Source organism: Rhodococcus sp. 1163, from assembly GCF_002091985.1.
Classification (GTDB): Bacteria; Actinomycetota; Actinomycetes; order Mycobacteriales; family Mycobacteriaceae; genus Rhodococcoides.
The window spans coordinates 66,148-80,498 of sequence record NZ_MKKX01000017.1 but is presented as its reverse complement, the minus strand read 5'-3'; the positions used below and the strand labels follow the sequence as shown (position 1 = coordinate 80,498).

The window sequence follows — 14,351 nt, the reverse complement described above, 5'->3', positions numbered from 1 at the left end:
GTCTAGTCGGAGGGGACCGACAGAATCCCTTCCATCACCGCGTGGTCGATGCTGTCCTGCATACGGGGGCACGAATCCTGCGTGGCAGAGTTCCCTGCCTCACGAAACACCGGGCAGGTATCGGCCGGCCTGGTGGTCCACTGCACCGAGGTCTGCTTGGAACTGTTCTTGCGCACCAGAACGCTCGTTCCACATGCTCGGCATTCCACGGGCGCGAGAGACGAATCGAGATAGTTTTCCTTGTCGCGCAACGTCTGCGCGTGAATTTCCTCGATTCGCTCCGGATCCTGCGCGAAGTCCGGTGCCTTGGCCCAGCTCAGGCTCATGACACGTCGGCGTTCTCGGTCTTGTCGGCCTTCTGCTTGGCGAGGTTCTCGTCGACCTCTATCTGCCACGCCTCATTGGCCTTGCTGGTATCGACTTCGAACTCGAACCGGCCGGTCATTTTGTCGTCGACATCGGCGACGTCGACATAGAACTGGTCGTACCAACGACGCAACTGATAGACCGGTCCGTCCTCCTCACAGAGCAACGGGTTGTCGATCTTGGTCTTGTTTTTCCAGATCTCGACGTCCTGCAGGAAGCCTGCGCTGATGCCCTCGGTGAACTTGTTCGCCAGCTTGGTTGCAGTCTTGTCGTCGATGCCATCCGGCTTCTTGACCGTGATGCCCCACTGCAGTACGAACGAGTCCTGATCGATCGGGTAGTGGCAGTTGATCAGGACGCTCTCTACCTCGTAGCCGCCGTAGCTGTTCATCAGCGGGTTGACCATGTACGAGGGGCCGTAGTACGAGGCTTCGGACTTCAGCAGGGTGTCGCCGCCGTACTGCGAGGCCATTCCGATGTCCGGACGACCCTTGGTATTGAGGTATTGCGAGGCGATATGGCCCTCGAACACGTTCTTGAAGTACGTCGGGAAGGCATAGTGAATGTAGAAAAAGTGCGCCATGTCGACGACGTTGTCGACGATCTCGCGGCAGTTGGCGCCCTTGATGACCATCGAGTTCCAGGTCCAGTCGGTCCAGTCGTCGCTGTATGCGCCCTCGATCCGCGGGATCACGACGTCTTCCGGGGGCGGATTGCCTTCAGCGTCGTTCCAGACGAACAACTGGCCGTTCTGGTCCAACGTCGTCCAGGTCCTGGTACGCGCGAGCGGTGGGACACGCCTCGCATACGGAATCTGCGCGCATTTGCCGTTCGCACCCCAACGCCAGTCGTGGAAAGGGCAGGCGATCTCGTCACCTTTCACCGTTCCCTGGGTCAGATCGCCGCCCATATGGCGGCAGTAACCGTCGAGGACGGCGATCTTTCCGGCCGAATCGGCGAAGACGACAAGTTTGGTGCCGAAAGCCTCGATGGAGTGCGGTTTGCCGTCGGTGAACGTTGTGGTGAGGCCGAGGCAATGCCAACCACGTGCGTAGCGGGTCGGTGTACTGCCGACGTCGATCTCTCGGATCTTTGCCATGTGAACCCCTCACGGTCTACTCGAGCTGTTACTACTAGAACACGTTATAGAATTTCGGTAGAAATGGCTAGTGAAAGCGCGGAAAAGAGTTCTCGACACATGAGAGAACGTGTTCTAGTCTTGCTAGGAAACCACTGAGAAGGTAGGAGTCAATCGTGACGCAGGAGCCGATCGTCAGCCACGAGGTGTTAGCTCGAATCGACGCCTTACTGCCAACCCTGCGCGAGCGCGCGCAGGAGACCGAAGATCTGCGGCGTCTGCCCGACGAGTCGGTGAAAGCACTCCAGGAGACCGGCTTCTTCCGTTTGCTGCAGCCGGCGCAGTGGGGCGGCTACGAAGCAGACCCGGAGTTGTTCTATACCGCAGTGAAAAAGATCGCCAGTGCTTGCGGATCCACCGGCTGGGTCTCCTCCATCATCGGAGTGCACAACTGGCACCTCGCATTGTTCCCACAGCAGGCGCAGGAAGACGTGTGGGGCCAGGACACCGATGTTCGGATCTCCTCTTCGTACGCACCGATGGGCGCGGGCAACGTCGTGGACGGCGGATACCGGGTATCCGGTGCGTGGCAGTGGTCTTCGGGCTGCGATCACGCGACCTGGGCGATGCTCGGCGGACCGGTCATCAAGGATGGTCGACCCGTCGACTTCGTGACGTTCCTCATCCCGCGTGAGGACTACCGCATCGACGACGTGTGGAATGTCGTCGGACTGCGCGGAACCGGCAGCAACACCGTGGTGGTCGAGGATCAGTTCGTTCCGTCGCACCGAGTGCTGAGCTTCGGAAAGATGAATGATCACACCGCCGAAGGGCTCGAGCGCAATACTGCTCCGGTGTACAAGATGCCGTGGGGCACGATTCACCCGACCACCATTTCCGCCCCGATCGTGGGAATGGCGGAAGGTGCCTACGCTGCGCACGTCGAGCATCAGGGCAAGCGTGTGCGTAAGGCATTCGTCGGCGAGACCGGTAAGGATGATCCCTTCGCGAAGGTGCGTATCGCCGAGGCCAGCAGCGACATCGATGCCGCGTGGCGTCAGTTGTCGGGCAATGTCGCCGAGGAGTACGCACTGTTGAAGGCAGGCGAGGAAGTGCCGATCGAGCTTCGGCTGCGAGCTCGCCGCGATCAGGTGCGTGCGACCGGCCGATCCGTTGCCTCGATCGACCTTCTGTTCGAGAGCGCAGGTGCGACGGCACTGCAGAACGATGCTCCGCTGCAACGCTTCTGGCGGGACGCTCATGCAGGCCGAGTGCATGCAGCAAACGATCCGGAACGCGCGTACCAGATGTTCGGTGGCGGCGAGTTCGGCCTCCCGCTCAAGGACACGATGGTATGACCGCGGCCACGCAGGAGATCACCTACGAATCGACGTCGAAGTTCGCGCAGATTCGTCCGGACATGAAACTGCACTACCACGAGGCGGGCGTCGGAAACGATACGACGATCGTGCTGCTGCACGGCGGCGGGCCGGGCGCGTCGGGATGGTCGAACTTCGCGGCCAACATTCCTGTTCTCGCGGAACAGTTCCACGTCCTGTGCGTAGACCAGCCCGGATTCGGGTTGTCCGACAAGCCGATCGACCATCCGCAGTACTTCGTGCACTCGTCGTCTGCGCTCAAGGATTTGCTGGATCATCTCGGGATCGCGAAAGCCCACCTGCTCGGAAATTCGCTCGGAGGCGGCACCGCGGTGCGATTCGCGCTCGATTTCCCCTCCAACGCAGGCAGGTTGGTGCTCATGGGACCCGGAGGATTGAGCATCAACCTGTTTGCCCCCGACCCGACCGAGGGTGTCAAGCATCTCGGCAACTTCAGTGCTCCGCCGGGGCCTTCGAAGGAAAAGCTCGAGGCGTTCCTCAAAGTGATGGTGTTCGACCAGTCACTGATCACCGAGGAGCTACTCGAACAGCGCTACGCCGCCGCGTCTACCCCGGAGTCCATCGCCGCGATGCGTGCCATGGGGAAGTCGTTCGCAGGCGCCGATTTCGAGAAGGGCATGCTCTGGCGTGAGGCATACAAGCTACGCCAGCCTGTGCTGCTGATCTGGGGTCGCGAGGACCGTGTCAATCCGATCGACGGTGCGCTGGTGGCACTCAAGACGATTCCGCGTGCGCAGTTGCATGTGTTCGGTCGATGCGGACACTGGGCTCAGGTCGAAATGGCCGAGGAATTCAATCGTTTGACCGCTGCATTTCTTACCGAGGGGAGCTGAGAGATGGGTATCCGATCTCTGGCATACATGCGTATCGAGGCCACCGACATGGACGCGTGGCGCGAGTACGGGCTCAAGGTGCTCGGCATGGTCGAGGGCAAAGGCGTCACCCCGGGCGCGCTCTACCTACGAATGGACGACTTTCCGGCCCGGCTGGTCATCGTTCCGGGTGAGAAGGACCGACTGCTCGTATCCGGGTGGGAAACTGCCAATGCTGCCGAGCTGCAGAGCATTCGGAGTTCCCTGGACAGCGCCGGTGTTCCCTACAAGGAGGGCACCGCCGAGCAGATTCAGGACCGTCGAGTAGACGAGTTGATCGTGTTCGAGGACCCGTCGGGCAATACCCTCGAGGCGTTCCATGGGGCGGCTCTCGAGCATCGGCGCGTGGTCAGCCCGTACGGCCACACTTTCGTCACCGGCGAACAGGGCCTGGGGCACGTCGTGCTCTCGACCGACGACGACGACGCATCACTGCGGTTCTACCGCGACGTCCTCGGTTTCCGACTTCGCGATTCGATGCGTCTGCCTCCGCAGATGATGGGTCGGCCCGCCGACGGCGATCCCGGATGGTTGCGGTTCTTCGGATGCAATCCCAGGCACCACAGCTTGGCGTTCCTGCCGATGCCGACCCCGAGCGGAATCGTGCATCTGATGATCGAGGTCGAAAACTCCGACGACGTCGGACTCGGACTCGACCGCGCGTTGCGTAAGAAGGTTCCGATGTCGGCAACGCTGGGACGTCACGTCAACGACTTGATGCTGTCCTTCTACATGAAGACGCCTGGCGGATTCGACATCGAATTCGGCTGCGAAGGAAGACAAGTCGAAGACGAGAAATGGGTAGCCCGCGAAAGTACGGCCGTGAGCCTGTGGGGACACGACTTCTCGGTGGGAATCAGATAGGTGAGTGAACACGTGGCGAACTTCGAACCCCGGACGTTCCGGACTGTTCTCGGGCAATTCTGCACCGGGATCACGATCATCACTACGGTCGACGAGGACGTCCCGGTGGGCTTCGCCTGCCAGTCGTTCGCCGCGCTGTCGCTCGATCCACCGCTCGTGTTGTTCTGCCCCACGAAGGGTTCCAGGTCATGGGCGGCAATCGAACGAAGCGGAAAATTTGCAGTCAATGTTCTCGGTGAAGAGCAGCAGGACACCTGTGCGCGTTTCGGATCTCGTGAGCCGGACAAGTTCGCAGGTGTCGAGTGGAGCCCGTCGGAACTGGGTTCGCCCATTCTGGCAGGCTCGCTCGCGCACATAGATTGCACGGTGGAGACGGTTCTCGACGGTGGCGATCACTACATCGCTATCGGTCGGGTCCACTCGCTCGGCGAGATCACCGGTGAGCGTCCGTTGCTCTTCTACCGTGGCCAGTACACCGGTATCGAACCGGACAAGACCGTTCCCGCACCATGGCGGGACGATCTCGAAGCATTCCTTACCGCGTCGTCTCCGGACACCTGGTTGTAATTCGAGCCACGACGAAAATCGCCCCGGGTACACCCGGGGCGATTTTCGTCCGCTGAGTCTCCTCGCCGTGCCGGCTCGGTCCGCCGGCGACGGTCCGACTACACCGCGGCGGGAGCGTAGCGGCTCACGTACTCGCTCGGTCGCCCGAACAGCTGTGAAGAGCCGTGCGCCCGTTTGAAGTACAGGTGTGCGTCGTGCTCCCAGGTGATCGCGATGCCACCGTGAATCTGTATCGAATCTGCGGCGATGTGCGAGAGGGCTTCGGAGCAGTGCACTTTCGCCACACCCGCATCGTCGTGGGCCGACGGAAGCTGCTCGGCGAGTGACCGCGCGGCTGCGTACGACACCGAACGTGCGCTCTCGAGCAGTACGTACATATCCGCCATGCGGTGTTTGAGCGCCTGGAAACTTCCGATCGGGCGACCGAACTGTACCCGGGTGCGACTGTATTCCACGGTCATGTCCAGGCTTGCCGCAGCAGCACCGATTTGATCGGCAGACAGTGCAGTACAAGCGATATCGCGAACCTGTGCGAGCGTGCCGGGCGCGGTGTCGATCTTGCGCCCGGTGACGCCGGCGAAATCGACGGTGCTCAGTCGACGCGTGGGGTCCATCGTCGGAGTGTTGCGACGGGTGACGCCTGCGGCGGACGGGTCCACCTCGTACAGCGATACCGTGCCGTCGTCCGAAGCAGCGACGACGAGAACATCGGCATACAGACCGTCGAGGACGTACTCCGCCACACCGGTGAGAGTTCCGTCGGTGACGGTCACCGGGACGTCGTCGTCACTCCACACCGAACCGGCCCAGCACAGCGCCGCAATGGAACTGCCCTCGGCGATGCCGGGGAGCAAACGCTCACAGGCCTCGCGGTCGCCGGACACGAGCAGTGCCTGGCCTGCGAGTACGACCGAACCGAGCATCGGCGACGGTGTCAGGGATCTACCCAGTTCCTCGAGCACCACGTGCGATTCGAGGGCCCCGAATCCGGCTCCGCCGAACTCTTCCGGAATTGCCAGTGACGAAATGCCGACCTCACACAATTGCTGCCACAGCGACTCTTGGTAGCCGCGGTCGGTGTCGATCGCGGCGCGCATGTCCGAGCGCTTGTCGAGCAGTGATCTGACCATGACCCGCAGATCGTTCTGCTCTTCGGTGAACACTCCTACCCCGTTCATACGGCGGCCAGAGCGTGCGCGATACGTGCGCGGTGAGCAGCGACGGTTCCCCATGCGGTGTACAGGGCCCGTACCTTCGTCAGCCACAGCGACAGGTCGTACTCGGCGGTGTAGCCGATCGCGCCGTGTACCTGGAGTGCGACGCGGGAAGCGCGGTAGGCAGCCTCGGAACTGGCGACCTTCGCGGCCGACACGTCACGGGATGCGTCTTCGCTGCCGTCGGAAATGGAGATAGCAGCGCCGTAGATGAGCGGCATCGCCATTTCCAGACCGATGAGTGCGTCGGCCAACTGGTGCTTGATCGCCTGGAAGGAGCCGATGGGCTTGCCGAACTGCACACGGCCCTTGGCGTACTCGGTGGTCGTATCCACGAGATGGCGACCGAGTCCGAGAAGCTGCGCCGAACAGGCCAACGCTGCCAAATCGAACGCGCGATCCCAGGCCTGTGCGACGGCGGGGTCCTCGACCAACGTCGAGCCGTCGGTAACCTCGAACAGCCTGCGGGCAGTGTCGACGGAATTGCGACGAGTCCCTGTCTGTACCTGCTCGAGCCGTGATCCGCTCACGCGCAGCACGAGGTCGCAGACGTCTGCGTCCAGTGCGCGAGGACTTGCCACGGATGCCAGTGCAGATCCGTCGGCAATCCCGGGAAGCCATTTCTCGGCGAGGTCGCCGAACGGCGCGAGCAGTGTCGGGGCCACCGCGACGGATTCGATCAGTGGGCCGGGCGCTGCTGCGCGTCCGATCTCGATGAATCCGACGACGAGGTCGACCGGATGTGCGCCGAGACCGCCGTGGTTCTCCTCGATGGTCAACCCGGTGACGCCGGTGTCGGCGAGTCCGCGCAGAAGCTTGCGGCCCGGCTCGAGTTCGTCGCGGCTCCAGGCTCGAACTGCCCCGGCCGAACCGGTGAGCTGTTCACGCAGACTGGATGCGAAGTCTTGTTGTTCAGTGGACAGTGCGAATCTCATCGGTCCGCCTTAGGAAGGCCGAGCAGACGCTCGGCAACGATGTTGCGTTGAATCTCGTTGGTACCCGCGTAGATCGGGCCGGAGAGGGAGAAGAGGTAGCCGTCCTGCCAGGAGCCGTCGAGCTCGCCGTCGTCGCCGAGCAGGTCGAGTGCGGTCTCGTGCAGTGCTACGTCGAGTTCGGACCAGAAGATCTTGTTGACCGAGGACTCGGCACCGAGTGCTCCGCCTTCCTGCAGGCGTGTCACCGTGCCGAAGGTGTGCAGGCGGTACGCACGCGCCCCGATCCATGCGTCGACGACGCGATCGGTGGTGTTCGAATTCGCCACGGCATCGGAATTCTGCTTCCAATGCTCGATCAAGCGATCCGCTGCGGCAGTGAACCTTCCGGGGCTGCGCAGGGAGAGTCCGCGTTCGTTGCTCGAGGTGCTCATGGCAACGCGCCATCCGTCGTTCGGCTGCCCGATGACGTCGGCGTCCGGAACGAAGACATCTTCGAAGAAGATCTCGGCGAAACCGGCCTCACCGTCGAGCTGCGGGATCGGACGCACCGTGACGCCCTCGGCGGTCAGCGGGAACATCACGTACGTCAGGCCGCGGTGGCGCTGCGCTTCGGGATCGCTACGGAAGAGACCGAAGCCCCAGTCGGCGAAGCTTGCGCGTGAACTCCAGGTCTTCTGACCGTTGAGGACCCAGCCGCCCTCGACCTGCTTGGCGCTCGAGCGGATACCCGCAAGGTCGCTGCCGGCCTCGGGCTCGGACCAAGCCTGTGCCCAAATGTCGTCGCCGCGTCCCATACGCGGAAGGAAACGCTCGCGCTGTTCCTCGGTTCCGTACTCGAACAGCGTCGGAGCGAGCAGGAAGATGCCGTTCTGTGCGACGCGTCCCGGTGCGGCGGCGGCGTAGTACTCCTCTTCGAAAATTACCCATTCCAGCAACGAAGCGTCACGGCCACCGAGTGCGCTCGGCCATGAGACGACGGAGAGGCGGGCGTCGGCGAGGGTGTTCTCCCACTGCCGGTGCTGCTCGAAGCCCTCGGCCGTGTCCATCGAGGCGAGCGGCTCCGAGGGGATGTTTTCGGCGAGGAACTCGCGCACGCTGTCGCGGAACGCAATTGTGGAGTCATCGAGATCGAGATCCATTTACTTGCCCTTCTCCTTCATCGTCTTGGCGTTCATGCCGCCGAGGGAGTCGGTGTCGACCTCGGCATTGTGTGCATGCGCAAAGTGGTGGAGACCGAATACCGAGTCCATGCCTGCGCGCATTCCCATCTGGTCCTCGCACTGGTTGACGGCCTTCTTGGTCAACGCAAGTCCGAACTGCGGCATCGCCGAGATGCGTCCGGCGAGAGCGCGGGTCTCCGACTCCAGATCATCTCGCGGTACGACGCGCGAAACCATGCCCCACTCGTAGGCGCGCTGTGCCGAGAAGCGGTCGCCGGTGTAGAGGATTTCCTTGGCGGCACGGGTGCCGAGTACCCACGGATGCGCGAAGTACTCCACTCCCGGGATGCCCATGCGCACAACGGGGTCGGAGAAGAATGCATCGTCGGAGGCCACGATCAGATCGCACACCCACGCGAGCATCAGTCCGCCGGCGATGCAGGCGCCCTGCACCGAAGCGATGATCGGCTTCGGGATTTCGCGCCAACGGCGGCACATCCCGAGGTAGACCTCCATCTCGCGAGCGAAACGCTGGTCGCCACCGACTCGATCGATGTGGTCCCACCACATGACGGCCTTGTTCTCGAAGTGAACGTCCACGTCGCGTTCGGGGGTACCGATGTCGTGTCCGGCGCTGAAGTGTTTGCCGTTGCCCGCCAGAATGATCACCGCTACATCGGGGTCCTCGGTCGCGCGGGTGAATGCGGCGTCGAGTGCGTAGGTCATTGCCGAGTTCTGCGCATTGCGGTACTCGGGCCTGTTCAACGTCACCGTCGCGATCTTGTCGACAACTTCGTATGTCACAGGTTCGCTCATCGGATTTCCTTACCTAGTTCGATCCGGGAGGCCCTGCCGGGGGCCTCGTAATACTTGTAACGAGTGTTGATCGGGGTCGGCCCTGCCGCACGTCGGAGTGGGTCCGGGCCGATGCTCGGTTCCGTAGTCATGATCTCCTCGGGCGGTTCGTTAACAAGCAAGTGCTTGGTAGGTTATCCTACTGAAGTGGATGGAAGCCAGGGGCAGGTTCGGCAAGGTATCTCGGGTGCGTCCGATGTGGAGTTCGCCGCCGAGGTTCGACAATGGTTGGCAGAGAATCTGAACGGGGAGTACGCAGCCTTACGTGGGCTGGGTGGACCCGGGCGGGAGCATGAGGCCTTCGAAGAGCGGCTCGCGTGGGATCGCCATCTCGCCGCCTCCGGATGGACGTGCCTCGGCTGGCCGGAGGAATACGGCGGACGGGCGGCGACGCTCGATCAGCAGTTGATCTTCCACGAGGAGTACGCCAAGGCCGATGCACCCGCGCGCGTAAGCCACGTCGGGGAGGAACTGCTGGGCCCGACGCTCATCGCGTTCGGCACCGAGGAGCAGAAGAAGCGTTTTCTTCCCGGCATCAATACGGTCTCCGAACTTTGGTGCCAGGGCTACTCGGAGCCCGGTGCAGGCTCGGATCTCGCGAACGTCTCCACGACGGCGCGCCTCGATGATCAAGGCTGGGTAATCAACGGCCAGAAGATCTGGACTTCGCTGGCGCACGTCGCCGACTGGTGCTTCGTCCTCACTCGGACCGAGCCAGGATCCAAGCGGCACGCCGGACTGTCGTATCTCCTCGTGCCGATGGACCAACCCGGTGTGACCGTTCGACCCATCAACCAGTTGACCGGAACGTCCGAGTTCAACGAAGTGTTCTTCGAGGATGCTCGAACCGAAGCGGAACTCGTAGTCGGCGAACCCGGAGACGGGTGGCGAATCGCCATGGGAACGCTGACCTTCGAGCGCGGGGTATCCACCCTCGGGCAGCAGGTCGGCTTCGCTCGCGAACTCGACGGTATCGAGGCAATTGCCCAGCGCAACGGTTCGGCCGCGGACCCGATTCTGAGCGACCGGCTGGCACGGGCGAGGATCGGACTGTCGGTGATGCGAGCGCACGCGTTGCGCACCTTGGCAACCGTCGACGCCGGCACGAGCGGCGGCGAGGCATCGGTCTCGAAGCTCCTGTGGGCCAACTGGCATCGAGGACTCGGTGAGCTCGCGATGGACGTGCTCGGTGCGAATTCACTGACCTACGAAGAAGAACTGACCAACCTGCAACGGCTGTACCTCTTCACTCGCGCCGACACCATTTACGGCGGATCGAACGAAGTGCAGCGCAACATCATCTCCGAGCGAGTGCTCGGCCTACCCCGAGAGGCGCGTCCATGACCGGACTACTGTCCACCCCACCGGCCGAGATATCCGGCCACGGACTACTCGTCGGCCGGGTCGCCGTCGTGACCGCTGCAGCCGGAACCGGCATCGGCTCGGCAACCGCACGTCGGATACTCGCCGAAGGTGGGGACGTCCTCGTTTCCGACTGGCACGAGCGCAGGCTCGACGCCACCCGTGAAAGCTTGGCAGAGCAGTTCCCCGATGCCCGAGTCGAGTCAGCGGTGTGCGATGTATCGAGCACCGAGCAGGTACGCAACCTCATCGACACGGCCGCCGAACGGATGGGCCGCATCGACATCCTTGTCAACAACGCAGGTCTCGGTGGCGAAGTCCCCGTCGTGGACATGACCGACGAGCAGTGGGATCGGGTCCTCGACATCACGCTGAACGGCACATTCCGCTGCACCCGAGAGGCATTGCGGTACTTCCGTACTGCCGGTCACGGTGGCGTCATCGTCAACAATGCAAGCGTCCTCGGCTGGCGCGCGCAGAAGGGACAGGCGCACTACGCCGCTGCGAAGGCCGGCGTCATGGCGCTGACCCGCTGCTCCGCCGTCGAAGCAGCCGAATTCGGAGTGCGGATCAATGCCGTCGCACCGAGCATCGCCAAGCACGCGTTCCTCGCCAAGGTGACCTCCGAGGATCTTCTCGACCAACTGTCTGCGGACGAGGCCTTCGGCCGCGCTGCGGAACCGTGGGAAATCGCAGCAACCATCGCGATGCTGGCCAGCGACTACTCGAGCTACCTGACCGGTGAGGTGGTGTCCGTCTCCAGCCAGCGGGCCTGAGACGGGTCCCTCACTTCGCCGTCCGGCGAGGATGCGGGGACAATGACTCGCTATGGAGATCGCTGTCTTTCTCGTGGCCCTCGCGGTCGGTGTACTCACCGTCGCGGGCCTGGCCGAGCGACTGGGCGTTCCGCCGCCCCTACTGCTGATCGTGGTAGGGGTCGCGGCGTCCTACGCGCCGGGAATGCCGGAGATCCACCTCGAACCCGAGGTGGTGTTGCTCGGACTGCTTCCGCCCCTGCTCTATGCGACGGCGATCCAGTCCTCGCTGGTCGATATCAATGCCAACCGCCGATCGATTCTTCTACTGTCGGTGGTACTGGTTGCCGTCACGGCAATCGGCGTCGGCGCAATCGTGCACACCATCCTGCCGAATATCTCCTGGCCTGCAGCGCTCGCGATCGGTGCAGTCGTCGCACCACCGGATGCGGTCGCTGCCTCTGCGATCGGACGCAGAATCGGCTTGCCGCGTCAGATAGTGACGATCCTCGAAGGTGAGTCGCTACTCAACGACGCCACCGCCCTCGTCGCGCTGAGCACGGCAATCTATGCGCTGAGCAATTCGGTGAATGCCGGCCGGATCGGCCTCGACTTCGCCATCGCGGCAGGCGGCGGAGTTGCAGTCGGCCTGGTGACGTTCTATGTCGTCGCCAAGGTTCGGCGCAGACTGACCAATCCGGTGCTGGACACCGCAATTTCGTTCGTCGTCCCGTTCGCGGCGTATCTCTTGGCCGAGGAGATCCACGCCTCCGGCGTCCTGGCCGTTGTCGTCGCAGGGCTGTTGCTCGGGCACGAAGCCCCGATTCTGCAGTCGGCGCAATCCCGGATCGCGGAGCGCATAAACTGGCGAACCATTGCGTTCATTCTCGAGAATGCAGTCTTCCTGCTGATCGGCCTACAGGCGTCGTGGATCGTCCGCGACGTCGCCAAGAGTTCGCTTTCGCCCCTGACCATCGTCTCGGTGTGCGTGGCCACGCTCGCAGGCGTCATCGTGATTCGAATCTTCTGGGTATTCGTCTCCCGTTATGCCCTGGTACGCCCGGGCGCCGATCTGGCGACCGGGACTGTCCCGTCGTGGCGCTACACGCTGCTCATCGGCTGGGCCGGGATGCGCGGGGTCGTCACGCTCGCCGCTGCCTTCATCATTCCGTTGGGAACCCAGGATCGAGAAGTGCTGCTTCTCATTGCGTTCACGGTCGTGGCCGGAACGCTGTTCCTGCAGGGACTGTCGCTTCCGCTGCTCGCCCGGCGATTGAAGGTCCCATCACCGGATCCGATGGGCGACGCGTTGGCACGCGCCACCCTGCTGCAGCAGGCGTCGAAAGCGGGGTACGCCGCGCTCGACAAGCTCGAATACGAGGACCCTCACGACATCGACACGCTCGTTCGCCAGCGCGTGGAGCAGCGCAACTCCGCGGCATGGGAACGACTCGCCACCACCGCCGATCAGGAGACGCCCAGCGAGCTGTACGCCCGCGTCCGGCTGACAATGATCAAGGCGGAACGCGAGCGAATTCTCGAGATCCGCAGCTCGGGAACCGTGCCGTCCGAGGTCGTCGGCGAAGTGCTGGGGATGCTCGACGTCGAGGAATCGATGATCGACGCGGCGAGCGATTCGCGTCGAGACATTCGAGCGTCGAACGAACTGCGTGGCCATCCCGGAGTCGCATGCGAGGACCTCGACCGATACCCGGAAGCGCAAACGCATACCGACGGCACGTGTCACGAGTGCGTCCGCGACGGGACGGAGTGGGTTGCGCTGCGTGCCTGCCTGGATTGTGGACACATCGGGTGTTGCGACTCCTCGGCTCGTCAGCACGCCACCGCGCACTTCCACGAGACAGGCCACCCCGTCATGGAATCTGCCGAGCCGGGGGAGAACTGGCGGTGGTGCTTCGTGCATCACCTGACGGCCTGATCCTCGACTGATCAGCGAAGAAGGAACTCGATTGTGACGCGCTCGAATGCCTCCTTGGCTTCGATCATCACCCAGTGTCCGCAGTTGGGGAAGATGTGCAACTCGGCATCAGGAATGCATCTCATCGGGATCATTGCCATATCGGGTGGGCACTGGCGGTCGTCTCTGCCCCATGTAAGCAGCGTCGGGCATTGCACTTTGTGGAGCATCGACCAGTACGGTGGCGCTTCCGAATTTCTCATCGCGTATTGCCGCTCGGCGAGGGCCTTGGAGCCGTACATCGCGGACAACGAGTCCTGCGAAGCAGGATCGCTCGAGGCGTCCCATCGCTCTTCTATTCGCTCTTCGGTGATTACCGCTGGGTCGTAGACCATGCAGTCGAGCCAGCGAACCAACTTCTCACGGCTGGGACCGTCCGCGAATTCTTGCAGCAGTCGAGTGCCCTCACTTGGGTTCTGGCTGAAGATGTTCGGCCCTATCCCGCCAATGGTCACGAGCTTGGTTACACGTTGCGGATACCTGATGGCCACCTGCGCGCCGACGACACCACCCATCGAATTTCCTACTACCGCGGCAGATTCGATGCGCAGGGCCTCCATGAGAAGGACTACCGATTTGGCTGCCGTCACCATGGGCGGTCCGTCGAAGGTGTCGCTGATGCCGAAGCCGGGGAATTCGAGAATGTAGCAACGGAAGTGTGTTGCGAAGACTTCGAGATTGTGTCGGTAATTGCGCCACCCACTGACGCCGATGCCGGAGCCGTGCAAGAGGAGAAGGGGCGGACCTTCGCCTGCCTCGTGATATCGCAACACCCCCTGGTCGGTTGCTACTTCGCGCTTGGTGCTCTCGTACCAGTCGTTCGCCCGGTGGTCGTCGAAATTGGATGCACTCATATCGAAACTCCTGTCCCACAACAGAGTCGGATCATCGGATGTCACCCGCACCCGGGATTGTTCGCGTGCTGACTCAGTGGCACCCGTTTGC

The 14,351-nt window shown here is 62.8% G+C and carries 15 protein-coding genes; 7 read left to right on the top strand and 8 right to left on the bottom strand.

All coding sequences use genetic code 11. From position 1 onward, the window contains the following. Positions 1–2: 2 nt before the first annotated feature. Positions 3–326, bottom strand: coding sequence for a hypothetical protein (locus BJD99_RS03850; RefSeq protein WP_084345470.1), 324 nt, complete (start codon positions 324–326; stop codon positions 3–5). Further along, positions 323–1,465: a Rieske 2Fe-2S domain-containing protein gene (locus tag BJD99_RS03845; protein ID WP_084345469.1), complete on the bottom strand. Its 1,143-nt coding sequence runs from the start codon at positions 1,463–1,465 to the stop codon at positions 323–325. Before BJD99_RS03845 ends, BJD99_RS03850 begins: the two co-directional genes overlap by 4 nt. 155 nt (positions 1,466–1,620) lie before the next feature. On the opposite strand from BJD99_RS03845, the gene hsaA reads away from it, so the two are divergent. From hsaA to hsaB, 4 genes are read left to right on the top strand one after another with little or no spacing between them, the layout of a single operon-like run. Continuing rightward, a complete protein-coding gene (gene hsaA, locus BJD99_RS03840) occupies positions 1,621–2,802 on the top strand; it encodes a 3-hydroxy-9,10-secoandrosta-1,3,5(10)-triene-9,17-dione monooxygenase oxygenase subunit (protein ID WP_256895476.1) in 1,182 nt (393 codons plus the stop codon). Then, the gene (gene hsaD / locus BJD99_RS03835; protein WP_084345468.1) at positions 2,799–3,677 is read left to right on the top strand and encodes a 4,5:9,10-diseco-3-hydroxy-5,9,17-trioxoandrosta-1(10),2-diene-4-oate hydrolase; all 879 of its coding nucleotides are present in this window, start codon (positions 2,799–2,801) and stop codon (positions 3,675–3,677) included. Before hsaA ends, hsaD begins: the two co-directional genes overlap by 4 nt. A gap of 3 nt (positions 3,678–3,680) precedes the next feature. Then, entirely contained in the window at positions 3,681–4,580 is a 900-nt protein-coding gene (gene hsaC, locus BJD99_RS03830; RefSeq protein WP_084345467.1) for an iron-dependent extradiol dioxygenase HsaC, read from the top strand. Further along, positions 4,581–5,147 carry a 3-hydroxy-9,10-secoandrosta-1,3,5(10)-triene-9,17-dione monooxygenase reductase subunit gene (hsaB, locus tag BJD99_RS03825; RefSeq protein ID WP_084345466.1) on the top strand — a complete coding sequence of 189 codons (567 nt, stop codon included), beginning with the start codon at positions 4,581–4,583 and terminating at the stop codon, positions 5,145–5,147. 98 nt (positions 5,148–5,245) lie between these two features. Here the strand turns inward: hsaB and BJD99_RS03820 are convergent, their stop codons facing one another. From BJD99_RS03820 to BJD99_RS21180, 5 genes are read right to left on the bottom strand one after another with little or no spacing between them, the layout of a single operon-like run. After that, a complete protein-coding gene (locus tag BJD99_RS03820) occupies positions 5,246–6,325 on the bottom strand; it encodes an acyl-CoA dehydrogenase family protein (RefSeq protein ID WP_179142175.1) in 1,080 nt (359 codons plus the stop codon). Beyond that, a complete protein-coding gene (locus BJD99_RS03815; RefSeq protein ID WP_084345464.1) occupies positions 6,322–7,296 on the bottom strand; it encodes an acyl-CoA dehydrogenase family protein in 975 nt (324 codons plus the stop codon). The genes BJD99_RS03820 and BJD99_RS03815 overlap by 4 nt, the downstream gene beginning before the upstream one ends. After that, positions 7,293–8,435: an acyl-CoA dehydrogenase family protein gene (locus tag BJD99_RS03810; protein WP_084345463.1), complete on the bottom strand. Its 1,143-nt coding sequence runs from the start codon at positions 8,433–8,435 to the stop codon at positions 7,293–7,295. The genes BJD99_RS03815 and BJD99_RS03810 overlap by 4 nt, the downstream gene beginning before the upstream one ends. Next, entirely contained in the window at positions 8,436–9,272 is an 837-nt protein-coding gene (locus BJD99_RS03805; protein WP_084345462.1) for an enoyl-CoA hydratase, read from the bottom strand. Then, entirely contained in the window at positions 9,269–9,403 is a 135-nt protein-coding gene (locus BJD99_RS21180; RefSeq protein WP_256895475.1) for a hypothetical protein, read from the bottom strand. The genes BJD99_RS03805 and BJD99_RS21180 overlap by 4 nt, the downstream gene beginning before the upstream one ends. 55 nt (positions 9,404–9,458) lie before the next feature. Between BJD99_RS21180 and BJD99_RS03800 the strand changes: the two genes are divergently transcribed. Genes BJD99_RS03800 through BJD99_RS03790 form a run of 3 tightly spaced genes read left to right on the top strand, consistent with a single transcriptional unit; the run spans position 9,459 to position 13,367 of the window. Beyond that, a complete protein-coding gene (locus BJD99_RS03800; protein WP_256895474.1) occupies positions 9,459–10,655 on the top strand; it encodes an acyl-CoA dehydrogenase family protein in 1,197 nt (398 codons plus the stop codon). Further along, positions 10,652–11,449, top strand: coding sequence for an SDR family oxidoreductase (locus tag BJD99_RS03795; protein ID WP_084345461.1), 798 nt, complete (start codon positions 10,652–10,654; stop codon positions 11,447–11,449). Before BJD99_RS03800 ends, BJD99_RS03795 begins: the two co-directional genes overlap by 4 nt. Before the next feature lie 52 nt (positions 11,450–11,501). Next, the gene (locus BJD99_RS03790; protein WP_084345460.1) at positions 11,502–13,367 is read left to right on the top strand and encodes a Na+/H+ antiporter; all 1,866 of its coding nucleotides are present in this window, start codon (positions 11,502–11,504) and stop codon (positions 13,365–13,367) included. 11 nt (positions 13,368–13,378) lie between these two features. Here BJD99_RS03790 and BJD99_RS03785 read toward each other — a convergent pair whose 3' ends face one another. After that, entirely contained in the window at positions 13,379–14,260 is an 882-nt protein-coding gene (locus BJD99_RS03785) for an alpha/beta fold hydrolase (protein ID WP_084345874.1), read from the bottom strand. Positions 14,261–14,351: the final 91 nt, after the last annotated feature.